We start from the raw sequence: 16517 nt of genomic DNA, 5'->3' as shown, positions 1-16517 counted from the left end.
CCATAGATCGAACGATGGGCAATAGATCGAACAACTTCCCGTGAGATCTTCCTTGAACCAAAGGTTGGGACGCGGGGCGTGGCCCGGTCAGCCGGTGGCCATCGGGTTGCCCAGCGAGGTGGCGACCCGGGTAAGTTCGGCGACCAGCCGGTCGCGGACGTCGTCGTTCCATTCGGATTTGTGCTTGGTGATGCTGATCGCCAGGATCGGCGCGCGCACCCCGCGGGTGGGCGCCACCACCGCGAGCCCGACCACGCTGTCGGCCGATTCCTCGTCGTCGATCGCGTAGCCGCGGGCGCGGGCCAGCTGGACGTCCTTCAGCAACCGGGGGACCGTCCGGCGGGATCGGCCGGTCAGCTGCGGCAGCTCATCGATGCCGTGGTAGAGCCGCTCGATCTCGGAGTCGTCCAGTCTGGCCAGCAGTGCTTTGCCCTGCGCGCAGGAGGACGCCGGTAGCCGGTCGCCGATATTAGTGGTCAGCCGGATCGCCGGATGGCCCTCGTAGCGAGCCAGGCAGAGCGTCTCGATGCCGGCCGCGGTCGAGAGTCGCAGCGTCTCGCCGCGAAGGATCTCCGACTCAAGGCAGGCCCGATGGAACTCGCTCACCTGGTCGAGGCGGGCGAGATAGGAGCCGCCCAGCTCGACCAGTTTGCGGCCCAGCGAGTAGCCGAGGTCGCCGCGCCGGATCAGGCCGCCGAGCTCCAGGGCGGTGCAGATGGTGCTGGTGGACGATTTGGGCACGCCGAGATCTCGGCTCAGGTCGGACAGCGTCATGCTGCCGGACTCGCTGGCGGCGATCGCGTCCAGAATGGCAACCGCCCGGCTTACCGCCGGCGCCGCCCCAGGGGGAGTGACATCGGTTCCACCACGCACGGGACACATGGCGGCACCCTAGCGATCGTTCGCTTGATTGAACATAAGCCAATGAACTGAATGGACGCGTGGATGTGCGTTCGTTGGTCGGTTCGGGTGGTGCGGACCTCGTCCGGCCTGGGTCATACTCCCCGCCATGGGACGCGACATCGAGGCCAGGAGCTACACCAGGGAGCAACGTCAGCGGTACCGCGAGAAGGTGCAGCACTGCTTGGACGTCTTCGAGCAGATGCTGGCCACGGACAGCTTCGAGTTCGACGAGCCGCTGAGTGGGATGGAGATCGAGCTGAACCTGATCGGCACCGACTACCTGCCGAAGATGGACAACGCGGAGGTGCTGCGGGCGATCGCCGACCCGGAGTATCAGACCGAGCTCGGGCGATTCAACATCGAATTCAACGTGCCGCCCGGGCCGTTGGCGGGCGACGCGCTGGTCACCCTCGAAGAGACACTGCGGACGTCGATGAACGAGGCGGAGCGGCGTTCGGCGGCCCTCGGCACGCACATCATCATGACCGGCATCCTGCCCACCGTGATGCCGGAGACCTTCGAGGGCGAATGGATGAGCGAGAACATCCGCTATGCCGCGATCAACGATGCCGTGCTGGCCGCCCGTGGCGAGGACATCCACATCGACATCGAGGGGCCGGGCGGCGAGACGCTCACCCGCTACGTCGATTCGGTCGCGCCGGAGTCGGCCTGCACCTCGATGCAATTGCATCTGCAGGTGCGGCCCGACGAATTCGCCGATCATTGGAACGCGGCCCAGGTGCTGGCCGGCCCGCAATTGGCGGTGGCCGCGAATTCGCCGTTCCTGATGGGCCGGCAGTTGTGGGCGGAAACCCGCATCGTGTTGTTCGAGCAGGCGACCGACACTCGCCCGATCGAATACGCGAATCAGGGTGTCCGGCCGCGGGTGTGGTTCGGCGAGCGCTGGATCACCTCGATCTTCGACCTCTTCGAGGAGAACGCCCGGTGGTTTCCTGCGTTGCTTCCGGAACTCGATCCGGAAGATCCGCAGGCGGTCTTCGACGCCGGAGGCATCCCGCAGCTGGCGGAGATGCGGCTGCACAACGGCACCATCTACCGCTGGAACCGCCCGATCTACGACATCGCCGGCGGGACGCCGCACCTGCGGCTGGAGAACCGGGTGCTGCCCGCCGGGCCGACCATCGTGGACACGCTGGCCAACGCCGCGTTCTACTACGGCACGCTGCGCACCCTGGCCGCCGACGACCGTCCGGTCTGGACGCGGATGGCGTTCGCCACCGCCGGAACCAACTTCATCCAGGGATCGCGGCTCGGCATCGACGCCGACCTGTTCTGGCCCGGCGTCGGCGAATTGCCCGCCTCGGAGCTGATCCTGCGCCACCTGCTGCCGTTGGCGTATCAGGGCCTGGACGCCTGGGGCGTGGATCCGGCGGTGCGCAACCGGCTGCTCGGGGTGATCGAGGGACGCTGCAAGACCGGCATGAACGGTGCGCAGTGGCAGATCGAGGCCGTCCGGTCGCTGGAGGCGTCCGGATTCTCCCGTGTGGAGGCATTGCGCCGAATGGTCGCCGGCTATGCCGAGCGGATGCACGGCAATACACCCGTGCATACCTGGGAAATGATCTAACTCCGCTATGGATAGGACTCAGGATTCCCCTCGCGCGCGGGTCGGCCGCGAATTGTTTGTTACGATTCGCGGGTTGGTTGCGAGGAAAGGTGGGGGATGGCCGCGCTGCCACACGATAAGGACCGCACAGCTTCTGTCCGCAGCGCCCGGCGCGTCGACGATCGGACGCCGGCAGCGTCCCATGCCCGACCGCGACGGATGGTGCGTGAACGGAACCGGCTCCTGCCCTATCTGCTGAGTGCGGCGGCGATCGGCATCGCGGTGCTGTTGGTGCCCGCGCTGACCAGGTCGTCGGCGACGGGGGCCGTGCCCGGGCCGGCACCGAGCGCCGCCGTCGTCCAGGACAGCCCGGTGGTCGCCGCGCAGGGGACCCCCACTCCGACGCCGTCGTCGACCGCCGGTGGCGAGACGCCCGACCACGAGAAGACCTTCGCCCCGCAGCTGCCCGCCAAGCTGGCGGCGCCGACGGGTTCGGCAAAGCCCGCGCAGCCCACAACCACGACCACCACGACGACGTCGCCGAAACCGATCACCCCGACCAGGTCATCGAAGCCGAAGCCGGCGCCCAAGCCGTCCAAGAAGCCGAAGCCTCCGAAACCGACTCCCACGCCCCCGGTCACACCAGCGCCGGATCCGTCCGGCTCTGTCGATCCGACGCCCCCACAGCCGCCGTCGGAGACACCCTCGCCGTCCGAACCCGAACACACCGATCCGGCGCCGACGAAGCCGGACCCAGATCCCACCGAGTCGGAACCGGAGCCGACCAGGGCCGATCCGACGCCTACCGAAGCCGAGTAGCACGGCGAACGGGATCTCTGCGGCGAAGTGAACCGTTCCCGCGTACGACGCGGTGCCGGTCGCTAACGTTGGATTCATGGCGACTTCCACGAGTACGCGTTCCAAGCTCTCCATCATCGGAGCTGGCGCGGTCGGTTCCTCACTTGCGTACGCTGCGTTGATTCGCGGCTCCGCCGACGAGATCGCGCTCTACGACCTCGACCAGAAGAAGGTCGACGCCGAGGTGCGCGACCTGGGCCACGGCACCCAGTTCACCCCCTCCTCCGGTGTCACCGGCGGCAACAACATCGAGGTTGTCAAAGACTCCAATGTGGTAATCATCACCGCCGGGGCGAAGCAAAAGCCCGGCCAGACCAGGCTCGACCTGGCCGCCACCAACGTCAACATCCTGAAGTCCTTGATGCCGCAGCTGCTCGAGCAGGCGCCCGATGCGCTCTACGTGCTGGTCACCAACCCGTGTGACGTGCTCACCGTCGTGGCCCAGAAGATCAGCGGTCTGCCGACCTATCGGGTGTTCTCCACAGGCACCATGCTGGACACCTCCCGGCTGCGCTTCGCCATCGCCGAGGTGGCGCGGGTGTCGACCGCGCACGTGCACGCCACCATCATGGGCGAGCACGGCGACAGCGAGTTCCCGGTGTGGTCCAGTGCCCGGATCAACAGCGTCCCGATCCGCGACTGGGTCGACTCGACCGGCAAGCGGATGTTCGACGAGGTCCTGCTGGCCCAGTTGGGTGACGAGGCGATGCACGCCGCCTACACGGTGATCGAGGGCAAGGGCGCCACCAACTACGCGATCGGCCTGACCGGCGCACGCCTCACCGAGGCGCTGCTCAGCGGCAAGCGTTCGGTGCTGCCGCTGTCCAGCGTCCTGGACGGCTTCCACGGCCTGCACGGGGTGGCACTGTCGGTGCCCAGCCTGGTCTCCAGCAACGGCATCGAGCGGGTGTTGGACGTGCCGATGGACGCCCAGGAGATCACCATGCTGAGGCGTTCCGCGGCCACGCTGAGGGAATCGCTGAAGTCGCTGGGCTTCTGACCCGTTCCCGTCCCGGCGCCGCAGTCGTTGCGCTCCCCGAACTTCGCAAGCCCCAAATAGTTCGGGGAGCGTCTTGTTGGGGACGCGGGGTGCCGGTCTATTTGAGCGGCAGGGTGCGGGCGGCGATGTCGTGGGCGAGCTCCAGGGCCGCCTGGCGCTGCTGCTCGGAGCTGCCGCCGAGGCCGAGGACCCGTACGTAGTACCGGGCGTCGACGGCAACCAGTGCGGTCGTGGTGGAGTCTTCGCCGGTCACCCCGGAGCTCTTGTCGCCGCTGTAATTCTCGGTCTGGCTGAGCTTCTGCAGCTCCTCTGCCAGCTCGGCCCCCTTAGGGTCGTGGACGACCTGGACGGTCAGCAGTCCACCGCCGTCCTCGCCTTGGAGCGCGCATTCGCCGGTCCGTAGGCCGGGCTTGAAGGTGGAGATCTCGCGGAGCCCGGAGATCGCCTGGTCGACGACCGATTCGGCCTTGGCGGCGTCCACCCGGTCGTCGCACAACTGACCGCGGGTACCGACCAAGGACGGCCCGGGGTCGGGATCCGCGGAGGCGCAACCGGAGAGCAAGACCAGCAGAACGGCGGCTGCGACGGTCAGGTGCCTCACCATGCTGACAGGTCACCTTCCGTGCGGGCCGGCGAGCGCAGCGACCGGACGCCCGCGGAGCGGCCCGGCAATGACCCGGTACGAGCGGCGAACCGGACACCGGCGGGCGTGAGCGGATCGAACAGGGCGGGCATGCCTTGACAGTACTCTGCGCGCGAGGCCCGGACACGACTTGTTCGCCGATCGTCGGGACACCATGAATGATCCGTGCCGTGGTAACGGACGACGGACGCGCCGAACTGTTTCGGTGAGCGCCTGGATGACTTCCCGCTGCCGGTAGGCTGACCCCGCGCCTCACAGATTGGACGCCGATGCTGCCGTTGTCCGGACCAGGGTTCTCCCTGTTCGAGCAGAACATCCCGCTCGCCATCGCGATCGTGGTGTGCTCGTCGGTCGCCTACGCCGGTGGATCGACTCTCCAACATGTCGCGGTCGGACGCCTGGTCGACCCCGATGCCGACAACCGTGCCATGGGGCTGCGGCAGTTGTGGCGGCTGATTCGCACGCCCTTGTGGCTGCTCGGGCTGTTGACCATCTTCATCGGTGCTTCGGCGCACATCTTCGCGCTGACGCTGGCACCGGTCACGGTGGTCCAGCCGGTCGGCATTCTGGCGGTACCCTGGGCGGTGTTGATGTCGGCGCGGATCCATCGGCACACCGTGACCAGGGCGATGTGGCTAGCGGTCGCGATGACCGTCGCCGGCATCGTGGTGTTCACCCTGCTGGCGGCGGGGGCGGCGTCCACGCACACGGTGCTCGACCCGGTGGCGATCTCGATCGGCTGCGCGGTGATCTGTCTGATCGGCGTGGCGCTCGGCCTGCTCGGCTGGAAGGGGCCGGTCTCGGCGCGCTGCCTGATGTGGGCGTCCGGCGGTTCGTTCTTCTACGGACTGTCGGCCGGCATGGTGAAGGCCACCTCGGAGGTGGTCAAGCAGGACGGCTTCCACGGCATGCCGATCTTCTGGGTGGTCGCGCCGTTCCTGGTGCTGTCCTACGGCATCGGCGGGTTCATGGTGCAGCAGGCGCTGGCCAACGGCCCGGCCGAGATCACGGTCGGGTCGATGACCACCACCGACCCGATCGTGGCGGTAACGTTCGGCTTGGTGGTGCTCGGCGAGGGTGTCCGGATCACCCCGATGGGCGGCATCGGCATGGCGCTGGCCGGGGTGTTCGCGGTCTGGGGCGTGGTACTGCTGTCCCGATACCACCCGGACGCCGCCAAGCCGTCGCCCGCCGTACCGGCAGGTGCTCAGCAAATGGTTGCCGGCTAGGTCTTTTGGTCCATCGCGGCTACGGAAAGGTCCGGGTCAGCCTTTGACCGGGAGCGCCGACATCTGGCGACCCGACCCGTTGGCCAGGATGATCGTGGCGTCCCCCTTCGGCATAGGGAAGAACACGTAGCCGGTCGCCGGGTGACCAGGCGTCGACGTGCCGGTCTGCAGGTCGGGGCTGCGCGGGCTGCCGGTCGGCGTCACCAGGTCGGTGGAGGCGTTGGAGAAGGCCATGAAGCTGAAGTCGATCGATCCGGAGTCGGAGAAGATCCGCAGTTGTAGCTGGAGGCCTTCGTCGGTCCAGGTGGAGTCGAGGATCTCCCAACGTCCGCTGCGGCGTCCGTCCGGCGTGGTGAAGGGATGCCCCGGTCCGGCGGCGGTCGCCGTCGGAGTCGCGCTGGCGCCGGGGGCGGGCTGGTTGCCGGCCAGTGAGCGGACGTAGATGCCGCCGCCGATCACCAGCACCAGCGTGATCAGGGCGACGAGTGTGATCAGCAGCGGCGTCCGGTTGGGCGGCGGGGCGAACTGGTTGATCGAGACCGACGCCAGCGGTTGCGGGCCCAGCGCCTGCCGAGGATCGAAACCGGGCGTGGTCTGCGCGTCCGGCCGGGAGTCGGCGGGGTGACCGGGCCACCAGCCGGACGGCGGCTGGGCTTCGGACGGCGGCTGGGGATTCGGCTGGGCACCCGAGGGCGGCGGCGGGTAGCCCTGGCCATACGGCCGCGTGCCGCCCGGCTGCCACGGCGGCGTCCCCCCGTTGGTGTTCGAGCCGGGGCCCTGGGGAGGGGCGCCGGGCGGCCAGCCGTTGCCGGATGCGTTGCTCATCGCCACTCAGGCTACTCGTGCGGTCCGACAGATTCTCCGGGGTCGGGGACGCAGGCACTCGCCGGCTCTCGCTCAGCCGCTTATCCACATCTCGGGGTGACGTTCGGACGATTTTGATCGTTCTCGCGATCGCGGGCGGTCACTGAGGGCATGACCTCAGATACCTCCGTTCCCATCGCGCGAGTCCACGATCTGCCCGACCTGCTGGGCGTGATTCCCCATCTGCTCGGCTTCCACCCCGAGGAGTCGATGGTCCTGGTCGTGATCGACGACGGCTGCGTGCAGCTGACCGCCCGTGCCGACCTGGGCGACGTTGGGTCTCCGGGCCACCTGGAACTGTTGATCGACCGCATGCTGGTTCGTTGGCCGTCCGGCGGCATGTGGCTGGTCGCCTACACCGTGGCGGAAGCGGAGGGCTGGCGGCTGCTGGAGCGGGCCCGCGACCATCTCGGCCAGACGCTGGTGGGCGACCCGATCTGCGTCGTCGGTCCGTACTATCGGGCGGGCGACAGCGCCGGGCCGGTCTTTCCGCACGATCCGAAGGCCAGCATCACCGCGGTTGCGGCGACCGTGCATGGTCTGCAGGCGCGGCCCAGCCGGGCGATGCTGGCCGAGTTGGTGCGGCCCGATCCCCGCGAGGCGCGCGTTGTCGAGGACGTGTGGGTGCGGGCCCTGGAACGCGTGCTGGCGATCGATCCGGCACGGCGTCCCGACGAACTCATGCGTGCTTTGCGCCGGGCGTTGGCCGACCCGGCGGCGGTCCGACCCGATGACCTGGCCTGGCTGGGCCTGTTGATCAACGATCCGTTCGCGCGCGACCGGGCCGTGCTGTCGTTGCAGCGTCCGAAGGCCGGGGCGTGGGTCGAGTTGTGGACCCGTGTGGTGCGGGCCTGCCCCAACGGGACACAGGATCAAGCGTTGGCGGTGCTGGCGCTGGCGGCATGGGTGAACGGCGACGGCGGCCTGCACGCGGTGTGCCTGGAGGAGATGGACGCGCTCGGCATCGCGCCCGGCCTGAAACGCCTGCTGGAAAGCCTGAACGAGGCAGTGGCTCCGCCGAGCGACTGGGACGAGCTGCGGCTTCGGTTCAGTGAGCTTCTGGATGCGGACGAGGACGTCGCTTGACCAGGTTCCGGGCGCGGCCGGCGTCCGGGGCCCGAGTTGTCCACAGGCTAGCGGCGAATATGAACGAATTCGTGCGCGGGTGCCCACGGTGAGGGCGTGGTGAGCCGAGATCGTTCCGTCGACGACCTGTCCGAGGTCGTCCGGCGACGCCTGGAGGGGCTGCTGGCCGAAATACCCGCGCGCCGCGCCGTCGGTGACGCGGTGTCCGTGCCGCTGGATCCGGATCTCGGTGCCGCGCTCGAGCCGGGTACGGATTTCGACGACGAGGAGGAGCCCCCGCTCCCGGTCGTCCGAGCTTCCGCCGCGCGAGGCGTGCTGGGGCAGCGAGTCCGACGGTTCGTGCGAGAACACCTGGTGGTGGTCGGAATCATTGTCCTGAGCGGGGTGCTGTGGGGTGGCTACAACCTGATGCAGGCCCGCAGCACTCCGGTCGCGACGGCGCCTCAGCCGAGTGTCGAGGTGAGCGTGCCATCCCTCACCCCGAGCCCATCGGCTGCCACCGAACTTCTGGTGCATGTGATTGGCGAAGTGCGCAAGCCCGGCGTGGTCTCGCTCCCGGAGGGCGCCCGTGTCCAGGACGCCATTGCGGCGGCAGGTGGGCTGACCCGCCGGGCTGAGCCGGGTGATCTGAATCTGGCCGCGCCGGTCGCCGACGGCGCCCAGCTGGTGATCGGACGCACCGGCAGCCAGCTGCGCACGAGTACGTCCGCGGGACCGGGCGGGTCGGCCTCCGGCACCGCAAAGATCGACCTCAACACGGCCACCGCCGACCAGCTGGACGCCCTGCCGGGCGTCGGTCCGGTGACCGCGCAGAAGATCCTGGCCTGGCGTTCCGCGCACGGCCGGTTCCGGACGGTGGCCGAACTGCAAGAGGTCGACGGCATCGGCCCCAAGACCTACGCCGAGATCGCTCCCCATGTCCGGGTCTGATGTACCGCCGGTGCCGCCGATCGATCTTCGGCTGGTGCCTGTGGCGGTGGCTGCCTGGGCCGGTATGTGGGTGGCCACGTCTGTCGAGTCCGGCTGGCTCACGCTGGGCGTGCTCGTGAGTGTCGCGATCGCCGCGGTGGCCCGGCGTCGACGCTCCTGGGCCCTCGCCGCGGTCGCCCTGGTCGTGCTGGGCTGCATGGCGACCGGCTGGGCCCGATGGTGGTGGCGGGGGCACGATCCGCTGGTCGGCCTGGCGGCACAGCAGGCCGTCGGCGTCGCCGAACTGACCATCGTTGGGACGCCTCGCACCGGTGAGCGTCAGGGTGTGCGGCCCCCGTGGTGGTCGAGTGCCGCCCGCCTGCAGAGCGTGGACGTCCGCGGCGAGCAACTGCGAAGTGGTGCCCTGGTGCGGGTGAGCGCCAACGGCGACGCGATAGCCGGGTGGGCGGCGCTGGCGCCGGGCACGCGAGTCCGGGCGACGGTTCGGTTGGCTCCGGCCGAGCCGGACGAGGCCGAGATCGTTCTGCTGCGGGCGCGGGAGGGGCCTGCCGTCGTGGCACCCCCGGCACCGCTGGACGCGGCCGTCGAGGCGGTCCGTGCCGGACTGCGGTCCAGCGCCGCCCACCTGGACCCGGAGCCCCGCGCATTGGTCCCCGCCCTGGTGGTCGGTGACACCTCGGCGATGCCGTCCGATCTCGTCGACCGCTTCAAGGTCGTCGGGTTAACGCATCTGACCGCCGTCTCGGGCGCCAATCTGACTCTTCTGCTGGCCTTCCTGGGCACGGTTGCCCGCAGTTGCGGGGTGACCGGGTGGTGGCTGCGCGGCCTGCTCGGTCTAGGTGTGGTGGGTTTCGTGCTGCTGTGCCATGCGGAACCCAGCGTCGTCCGGGCGGCGGCGATGGGTCTGGTCGGCTTGGCTGCGCTGGGCGCCGGAGGTGCCGGTGGGCGTGCGGTGCGGGCGCTGTGCGTGGCCGTGCTGGTGATCGTCTTCGTCGATCCGCCGATGGCGCGCTCGGCCGGATTCGCCCTCTCGGTGCTGGCCAGCGCCGGGATCGTGGCCTGGTCGCGGCCGTGGACGGACGCCCTGGCCCGCTGGCTGCCACGAGTGCTGGCGGAAGGTCTGGCCACGCCGTTGGCGGCGCAACTTGCCACCCAGCCGCTGGTCACCCTGCTGTCGGGGCAGATCAGTCTTGCCGGCCTGGTCGCCAATCTCGCGGCCGGGCCGCTGGTGGGTCCGGCGACCGTCCTGGGCTTCCTGGCCGCGACACTCGCCCTGCCATTGCTGCCGCTGGCCGCGGTCTTCACCACCGGCGCCGGCTGGTGTGCTCAGGGATTGTGCTGGATCGCCCGGCTGGGCGAGTTGTTCCCGGCAGCGGCGGTCGCCTGGCCGGCCACTCCGATCGGTGTGGCGTTGGTGCTCGGCGGCTGCGTCGGCCTGGTGCTGGTGATGCCGCGGCTGTTGCGAAGCGCCTGGTGGGCGGCCGCGGCCGGGTTGCTGCTGATCGTCACTCTGCTCCGGCCGCCGAGTCCGCCCGGCTGGCCGCCGGCCGACTGGCTGGTGGTCTTCTGTGACGTCGGCCAGGGGGACGCCACGCTGCTGCGGGTCGGACCGCATGCGGCGGCGCTGGTGGACGCCGGACCGGATCCGGCAAAGCTGCGCAGCTGCCTGAGCGGGCTCGGTGTCGACACGGTGCCGTTGGCTGTGCTGACGCACTTCCACGCCGATCACATCACCGGAATCACCGAGGCTGTGGACGGTCATCACACGCGTGCGGTCGCGGTGTCCTCGGCGACAAGTCCGGGGTTCGGACGGGCGCTGGTCGAGAGAGCGGCCGCCGGCGTCGGGCTGACGACGGTCCGGCCCGGCAGCCGCCTTGACGCCGGGCAGCTGAGCATCGAGGTGCTCGCCGAACGCACCACCGAGACGGTGCCCACCGGCGACGAAGGAGAGTCGGCGGGGGAGAACGACGGTTCCCTGGTGATGCGGGCGAGCGTGGGCGGTATCCGGGTGCTGCTTCCCGGCGATGTCCAGGAAGACGGGCAGCGCAACGCGCTCATGACCTGCCCCGATCTTGCCGTGGATGTCCTGCTGGTGCCGCATCACGGCTCCGGCCATCAGCTGCCGGAGTTCCTGGCCGCCAGCCGGGCGTCCGTTGCGGTGTTCAGTGTGGGCGCCGACAACGACTATGGGCACCCTGCGGCCCGCACCCAGAGCGCGGTCCGCGACCTCGGCATGCGGGTATCCCGCACCGACCAGCAGGGTTCGATCGCAATCAGCAAGAGCGGCGACGCCCTGCTGGTCACCACCCAGCGATGACGTCCATCCGGTCAGGGACGCCACCCGTGGCCGGAAGCAACGACGCCCGCCCGTGCTCGTGAGTTGCCTTCTCGGAAGGCGTCCGGCACCTGCCTCGAGATGTCGGTTATCGATGGCATGCTGAGGCCATGACCGCGCCATTCGCGACCGCGACCCTGATTCAGGGCCCCGAAAGCCTGCTTGCCGAACGTGCGGTGCGGCAGTTGCTGGAGCAGGCCACCGCGGCACAGCCGGACGCCACCGTGAGCCGAGTGCCGGCGTCCGGACTCGACCGGGGCACCCTCGCCGAGATCACCACCGGATCGCTGTTCTCGGCGGCCACCGTGGTGGTGATCGAACAGCTGGCCGAGTTGCCTGCCGACCTGGCGGACGATCTGCTGGCCCTCGCGGTGGAGCCCGGCGACGACCTGGCGCTCATCCTGGTGCACGAGGGCGGCGTCAAGGGCAAGGCGCTGCTCGACCGGCTGCGCAAGGCGAATGTCGGCCGGATCGACGCCCCGGCGGTGAAAGCCTGGGAACTGCCCCAGTTCGTCTCGGCGGAGGTACGGCGCCGGGGCGGCCGGATCGACCGGGCCACCGCCGAAGTGCTGGTGAGCGCGGTCGGCAGCGATCTGCGCAGTGTTGCGGCCGCGGTCACCCAGTTGCTCGACGATACCGAGGACGCCACCATCACCCCCGCCGATGTGCGGCGATACTTCGCCGGGCGCGCCGAGGTCAGCGGCTTCGCGGTCGCCGACCATTGCCTGGACGGCAATCGGGAGGCGGCGCTGGACAGCCTGCGGTGGGCACTGGAAACCGGTGTGGCGCCCGTCCTGCTGACCAGCGCGGTCGCCTCCGCACTGCGGAACCTGGGCAAGTACCTGGGTGCCCGCGACGATCGGCTCCGGGACGCCGACCTGGCCCGCCGCGTCGGCGTCCCACCATGGAAGCTGAAAGACCTCGCCCGGCAGTCACGAGGTTGGAATGCGCCTGCTGTTGCCACCGCCATTCAACTCGCCGCCACCGCGGACGCCCAGGTGAAGGGCGCCGGAGGCGACGCCGGCTTCGCCTTGGAGATGCTGGTGCTGGGCGTCATCGATGCCCGCGGACGCGCCCGGCGTCCCTAGGAAGACGCTCATCGAGCTTGCCGAGACCGCGAACGGCGGCACTGACCGGATCAACCGGCGAACGGTGGCGTGCGAAACCCGCCCGGGCGGCGGGGGGACGACCGCCCGGACGGGTTCGCGGAGGGGGAGGGTTGGCGCGTCCCCCTGCCCTGTGATCTCAGCGCTTGACTGAGATGTGTACGTGATCGAAGTGGTTCGCGGTCGCGCCACCTCGATTGGCCATCTTGCGCCAGTGCGGGTTCTGCACGGTCCAGATCTTCTGCCGGAAGATGACGTAGTGGATCTTGTACTTCTTGGCGGTCGACTTCCTCGTGAAGTACTTGGCGATCGACCAGCCGAGCGAGGCGTTCTTCCTCCAGTTCGGGATCATCACGTCGATGGCACGGCCGGCCGGATGGTCGCCGGAGTACTTGCTGCCGGCTCGCCAGCCACCGATGGACTTCACCTTCCGCCAGTCGTCCCGCACCTTGTTGGCCACCTTCTTGGCTTTGCCGGTGAGGCGCTCGTAGTTGTGCACCGTCGCCTTCGGACCCTTGGGGTAGAGGTTCGGGGCCCGTGTCACCGGTGGGGTCGGGGTCGGCGTGGGTGCTGGGGCGACGGGAGGAACCGGTGCGGGCTCGGTCGACAGGGTCGGATCGTCCGACGGGGTCGCGGACGATTCCACGGAGGGCGTGGGCACCAGCCCGCCGATGCCTTGCGCATTGGCCTGCAGGGCTCCGCCGAACACGCCGACACCTAGCGTCAGGACTCCTGCCGTCGAGGCGCCGGTCAACGCTAGCCGCTTGCCGATGCCCATGTGGTCCCCGATTTGCTTCGCGGGCTCGTCGGCGAACCCTGCCGATCCATAGTGTCGCACGGACCGTCTGAGAAAACCTAACCACACTCTCAGCTTTACTGCAATTCGCTCAGGATCCTGGCTCCGACGGACAGAGTCCGCGGAGCCAGGACGACGCGGCGTCCCGGCGCCACTTGGAGACTCACAGGCGCCGGCCCGGACGAGCGGGCGGCGCCTGTGTGGTCAGTTCAGAGCGCGGCGGCCTGAGCGGCGATCGCCGACTTGCGGTTCGCGGCCTGGTTGCGATGGATGACGCCCTTGGACGCGGCCTTGTCGAGCGCGCGGCAAGCGGTCTGCGCGAGGGTCTGCGCCTTCTCGGTGTCGCCGGCCAGGGCCGCCTCACGGAACTTGCGCACGTGGGTGCGCAGCGTGGACTTCACGGCCTTGTTGCGCTGACGAGCCTTCTCGTTCGTCTTGATGCGCTTCATCTGGGACTTGATGTTCGCCACAGGGCATGCCTCTTCGGTACTGGGTGCTCACGGTAATGCGCCCGCAGCGGACGCGACCACTCACGCTATCAAAGCCCCTTCCACCGCACCAAAACGCGGCCACCCGTGCCGGCGACGCTCCGGCCCGATGGACACCAGGTCTGCTGCCCAGCTGCTTCCGGCCTCCCGCATGACTGGCAGAACCGGATCACCTCGTTCTCGGAGCGGCCCTTCGGGTCGAAGTCCCACTCGTCCTTGCCGCGGCCGATCGGCATGCCGGTCCGCGAGTTCTTGAAGGTGTGGTCGAAGCCGAGGAATTCAACGACGCCGGAGTGGAGACGCAGGCCGCCTTGCACGGGCCGAGCGCCGAGTCGAGCTCGGCTCGGAGTCCGCGTTTGATCTCCACCTGGCTGTCGTCGGTGATCCACGGCACCCGGATCGGGCGGAAAGGTCGGCTGCAGTCGGGCAGTCGCGTTGCGCACTCTGCCGGTGTGAGGTTGTGCCCGTCCGCGACAGCCCAGATAGCGACTCTCGGGACTGCGCGCCGATCGGTAGAGTGACCCTTCGGACCAGACACAGGACAGGTGAATGAGCGGACCTCGCCCCGGCGCCACGCCCCCGGAGAGCATCCGGAATTTCTGCATCATCGCGCACATCGACCATGGCAAGTCGACCCTGGCCGACCGGATGCTGCAGTCCACGGGCGTGGTCGATGCCCGGTCGATGCGCGCCCAGTACCTCGACCGGATGGACATCGAGCGCGAGCGCGGCATCACGATCAAGTCGCAGGCGGTGCGAATGCCCTGGCAGGTCGGCAGCACCCATCACGTCCTGAACATGATCGACACCCCTGGTCACGTCGACTTCACCTACGAGGTGTCCCGGTCGCTGGCCGCCTGCGAGGGCGCCATCTTGCTGATCGACGCCGCTCAGGGCATCGAGGCGCAGACCCTGGCCAACCTGTACCTGGCGCTGGACGCCGACCTGCACATCATTCCGGTGCTGAACAAGATCGACCTGCCCAGCGCCCAGCCGGAAAAATTCGCCGCCGAGATCGCCCACCTGGTCGGCTGCGACGCCGACGACGTGTTCCGGGTGTCGGCGAAGACCGGCGAAGGCGTCCGCGAGCTGCTGGACGCCATCGTCGACCAGATCCCGGCGCCGGTGGGCGACCCGAGCGCGTCGGCTCGGGCGCTGATCTTCGACTCCGTCTACGACACCTACCGCGGCGTGGTCACCTACGTGCGGGTGGTCGACGGCGCGCTGGCGCACCGCGACCGGATCCTGATGATGTCGACGAAGGCCACCCACGAGGTGCTCGAACTGGGCGTGATCAGTCCCGAGCCGTTGGCGGCCAAGGGCCTCGGCGTCGGCGAGGTCGGCTACCTGATCACCGGCGTGAAGGACGTCCGGCAGTCGCGGGTCGGCGACACGGTGACGCTGACCGCGCGGCCGGCGGCGCAGAACCTCGGCGGCTACCGGCAGCCGAACCCGATGGTGTACGCCGGTCTGTACCCGATTGACGGCGCCGACTTCCCCGAGCTGCGCGAGGCGCTGGACAAGCTGCAACTCAACGACGCCGCGCTCACCTACGAGCCGGAGACGTCCGGTGCGCTCGGTTTCGGTTTCCGGGTCGGCTTCCTCGGGCTGCTGCACATGGAGATCGTCCGCGAGCGGCTGGAGCGCGAGTTCGACCTCGACCTGATCTCGACGGCGCCGAACGTGGTGTACCGGGTAGTGATGGAGGACGGCTCCGGGCATGTCGTGACCAACCCGTCTGAGTATCCCGAGGGCAAGGTTGCCGAGGTGTGGGAGCCGGTGGTGAAGGCGACCATCCTCACCCCGACGGACTACATCGGCACGGTGCTGGAGCTGTGCCAGGCGCGCCGCGGCGTCCAGACCGGGATGGATTATCTGAGCGAGGACCGGGTCGAGATCCGCTACCAGCTGCCGCTGGCCGAGATCGTCTTCGACTTCTTCGACGCGCTGAAATCGCGGACGAAGGGCTACGCGTCGCTGGATTACGACGAGGCCGGCGAGCAGGTCGCGAAGCTGGTCAAGGTCGACATTTTGCTGCACGGCGAGCCGGTGGACGCCTTCAGCGCGATCGTGCACGCCGATGCCGCCTACGCCTATGGGGTGGCGATGTCGAAGAAGCTCAAAGAACTCATCCCGCGACAGCAATTCGAGGTGCCGATCCAGGCCGCCATCGGTTCGCGGGTGATCGCCCGCGAGACCGTCCGGGCGATCCGCAAGGACGTGCTTGCCAAGTGCTACGGGGGCGACATCACCCGCAAGCGCAAGCTGCTGGAGAAGCAGAAGGAAGGCAAGAAGCGGATGAAGATGGTCGGCCGCGTCGAGGTCCCCCAGGAGGCCTTCGTCGCCGCGCTGTCCACCGGTGAGACGTCCAAGAAGTAGGCCCTGCACGTCCTGCCGTCCTTCCCAGCGGTGCCGACCGTCCGGTAAACCCCTGACTAGCTAGTGGGCACGGTCGCATGTTCGTTGGCGTTGGTGCAGCGGCTGCCCCACGGCTCTTGACCGGGGCATCGACTGCTGGAACCGGTTTCTGGTGGTTATCGCGACCGTTACCGGCGCCGCTGCCTGCTCGAACCGGTTTCTGGTGACTACCGATACCCCCTGGGGGTTATCCACATCCACCAGAAAGTGGTTCGAGCAGAGACAGCGAGCCGATACCGGTCGGATAACCACCAAAAACTGGTTCCAGTGCCCTCCCGGCACCGGCGACCCACG

General features: G+C 68.9%; 15 protein-coding genes. 8 read left to right on the top strand and 7 right to left on the bottom strand.

The features are described from left to right. Positions 1–87 precede the first annotated feature (87 nt). Positions 88–882: an IclR family transcriptional regulator gene (locus QM619_RS06970; RefSeq protein ID WP_415105944.1), complete on the bottom strand. Its 795-nt coding sequence runs from the start codon at positions 880–882 to the stop codon at positions 88–90. Between the two features lie 127 nt (positions 883–1009). Here QM619_RS06970 and QM619_RS06965 point away from each other — a divergent pair, with 127 nt between their 5' ends. Continuing rightward, on the top strand, positions 1010–2491 hold the full coding sequence (locus tag QM619_RS06965) for a glutamate-cysteine ligase family protein (RefSeq protein WP_415105941.1): 1482 nt from the start codon (positions 1010–1012) through the stop codon (positions 2489–2491). A gap of 227 nt (positions 2492–2718) precedes the next feature. On the opposite strand, the gene QM619_RS06960 is transcribed toward QM619_RS06965, so the two are convergent. Next, positions 2719–3111: a hypothetical protein gene (locus tag QM619_RS06960; RefSeq protein WP_415105938.1), complete on the bottom strand. Its 393-nt coding sequence runs from the start codon at positions 3109–3111 to the stop codon at positions 2719–2721. Positions 3112–3365: 254 nt separating this feature from the next. On the opposite strand from QM619_RS06960, the gene QM619_RS06955 reads away from it, so the two are divergent. Further along, positions 3366–4328, top strand: a complete 963-nt coding sequence (locus tag QM619_RS06955; RefSeq protein ID WP_415105935.1) for an L-lactate dehydrogenase — start codon at positions 3366–3368, stop codon at positions 4326–4328. A 97-nt stretch (positions 4329–4425) separates the two neighbouring features. Here the strand turns inward: QM619_RS06955 and QM619_RS06950 are convergent, their stop codons facing one another. After that, positions 4426–4932, bottom strand: coding sequence for a hypothetical protein (locus QM619_RS06950; protein ID WP_415105932.1), 507 nt, complete (start codon positions 4930–4932; stop codon positions 4426–4428). 308 nt (positions 4933–5240) lie between these two features. Between QM619_RS06950 and QM619_RS06945 the strand changes: the two genes are divergently transcribed. Continuing rightward, positions 5241–6200 carry a DMT family transporter gene (locus tag QM619_RS06945; protein WP_415105929.1) on the top strand — a complete coding sequence of 320 codons (960 nt, stop codon included), beginning with the start codon at positions 5241–5243 and terminating at the stop codon, positions 6198–6200. A 36-nt stretch (positions 6201–6236) separates the two neighbouring features. On the opposite strand, the gene QM619_RS06940 is transcribed toward QM619_RS06945, so the two are convergent. Then, positions 6237–7025: a hypothetical protein gene (locus QM619_RS06940; protein WP_415105927.1), complete on the bottom strand. Its 789-nt coding sequence runs from the start codon at positions 7023–7025 to the stop codon at positions 6237–6239. A gap of 150 nt (positions 7026–7175) precedes the next feature. Here QM619_RS06940 and QM619_RS06935 point away from each other — a divergent pair, with 150 nt between their 5' ends. From QM619_RS06935 to holA, 4 genes are all read left to right on the top strand, one after another. Next, positions 7176–8150 carry a DUF4192 domain-containing protein gene (locus QM619_RS06935; protein ID WP_415105924.1) on the top strand — a complete coding sequence of 325 codons (975 nt, stop codon included), beginning with the start codon at positions 7176–7178 and terminating at the stop codon, positions 8148–8150. Positions 8151–8246: 96 nt separating this feature from the next. Beyond that, on the top strand, positions 8247–9080 hold the full coding sequence (locus QM619_RS06930) for a helix-hairpin-helix domain-containing protein (RefSeq protein ID WP_415105921.1): 834 nt from the start codon (positions 8247–8249) through the stop codon (positions 9078–9080). 70 nt (positions 9081–9150) lie between these two features. Then, the gene (locus QM619_RS06925) at positions 9151–11397 is read left to right on the top strand and encodes a ComEC/Rec2 family competence protein (protein ID WP_415105918.1); all 2247 of its coding nucleotides are present in this window, start codon (positions 9151–9153) and stop codon (positions 11395–11397) included. Between the two features lie 128 nt (positions 11398–11525). Then, entirely contained in the window at positions 11526–12503 is a 978-nt protein-coding gene (gene holA, locus QM619_RS06920; RefSeq protein ID WP_415105915.1) for a DNA polymerase III subunit delta, read from the top strand. A gap of 157 nt (positions 12504–12660) precedes the next feature. On the opposite strand, the gene QM619_RS06915 is transcribed toward holA, so the two are convergent. The 3 genes from QM619_RS06915 to QM619_RS06905 form a co-directional block, all read right to left on the bottom strand. Beyond that, positions 12661–13230 (bottom strand): hypothetical protein, encoded by a 570-nt coding sequence (locus QM619_RS06915; protein ID WP_415105912.1) that lies wholly within the window; start codon positions 13228–13230, stop codon positions 12661–12663. Between the two features lie 296 nt (positions 13231–13526). Further along, positions 13527–13787: a 30S ribosomal protein S20 gene (rpsT, locus tag QM619_RS06910; protein ID WP_415105909.1), complete on the bottom strand. Its 261-nt coding sequence runs from the start codon at positions 13785–13787 to the stop codon at positions 13527–13529. A gap of 68 nt (positions 13788–13855) precedes the next feature. After that, positions 13856–14122, bottom strand: coding sequence for a Glu/Leu/Phe/Val dehydrogenase dimerization domain-containing protein (locus QM619_RS06905; protein WP_415105906.1), 267 nt, complete (start codon positions 14120–14122; stop codon positions 13856–13858). A gap of 232 nt (positions 14123–14354) precedes the next feature. Here QM619_RS06905 and lepA point away from each other — a divergent pair, with 232 nt between their 5' ends. Next, entirely contained in the window at positions 14355–16184 is a 1830-nt protein-coding gene (lepA, locus tag QM619_RS06900) for a translation elongation factor 4 (protein WP_415105903.1), read from the top strand. The last annotated feature ends 333 nt before the right edge of the window (positions 16185–16517 follow it).

Origin of the sequence: Micropruina sp. (assembly GCF_047606665.1) — a bacterium.
Lineage (GTDB): Bacteria > Actinomycetota > Actinomycetes > Propionibacteriales > Propionibacteriaceae > Micropruina.
The sequence above is the reverse complement of the archived record's forward strand: the minus strand, read 5'-3'. Positions and strand labels throughout refer to the sequence as shown.

Coding starts and splice junctions, on each gene's coding strand:
- QM619_RS06970 (WP_415105944.1), bottom strand. CDS start 882: ATGTGTCCCGTGCGTGGTGGAACCGATGTCACTCCCCCTGGGGCGGCG.
- QM619_RS06965 (WP_415105941.1), top strand. CDS start 1,010: ATGGGACGCGACATCGAGGCCAGGAGCTACACCAGGGAGCAACGTCAG.
- QM619_RS06955 (WP_415105935.1), top strand. CDS start 3,366: ATGGCGACTTCCACGAGTACGCGTTCCAAGCTCTCCATCATCGGAGCT.
- QM619_RS06950 (WP_415105932.1), bottom strand. CDS start 4,932: ATGGTGAGGCACCTGACCGTCGCAGCCGCCGTTCTGCTGGTCTTGCTC.
- QM619_RS06945 (WP_415105929.1), top strand. CDS start 5,241: ATGCTGCCGTTGTCCGGACCAGGGTTCTCCCTGTTCGAGCAGAACATC.
- QM619_RS06940 (WP_415105927.1), bottom strand. CDS start 7,025: ATGAGCAACGCATCCGGCAACGGCTGGCCGCCCGGCGCCCCTCCCCAG.
- QM619_RS06935 (WP_415105924.1), top strand. CDS start 7,176: ATGACCTCAGATACCTCCGTTCCCATCGCGCGAGTCCACGATCTGCCC.
- holA (WP_415105915.1), top strand. CDS start 11,526: ATGACCGCGCCATTCGCGACCGCGACCCTGATTCAGGGCCCCGAAAGC.
- lepA (WP_415105903.1), top strand. CDS start 14,355: ATGAGCGGACCTCGCCCCGGCGCCACGCCCCCGGAGAGCATCCGGAAT.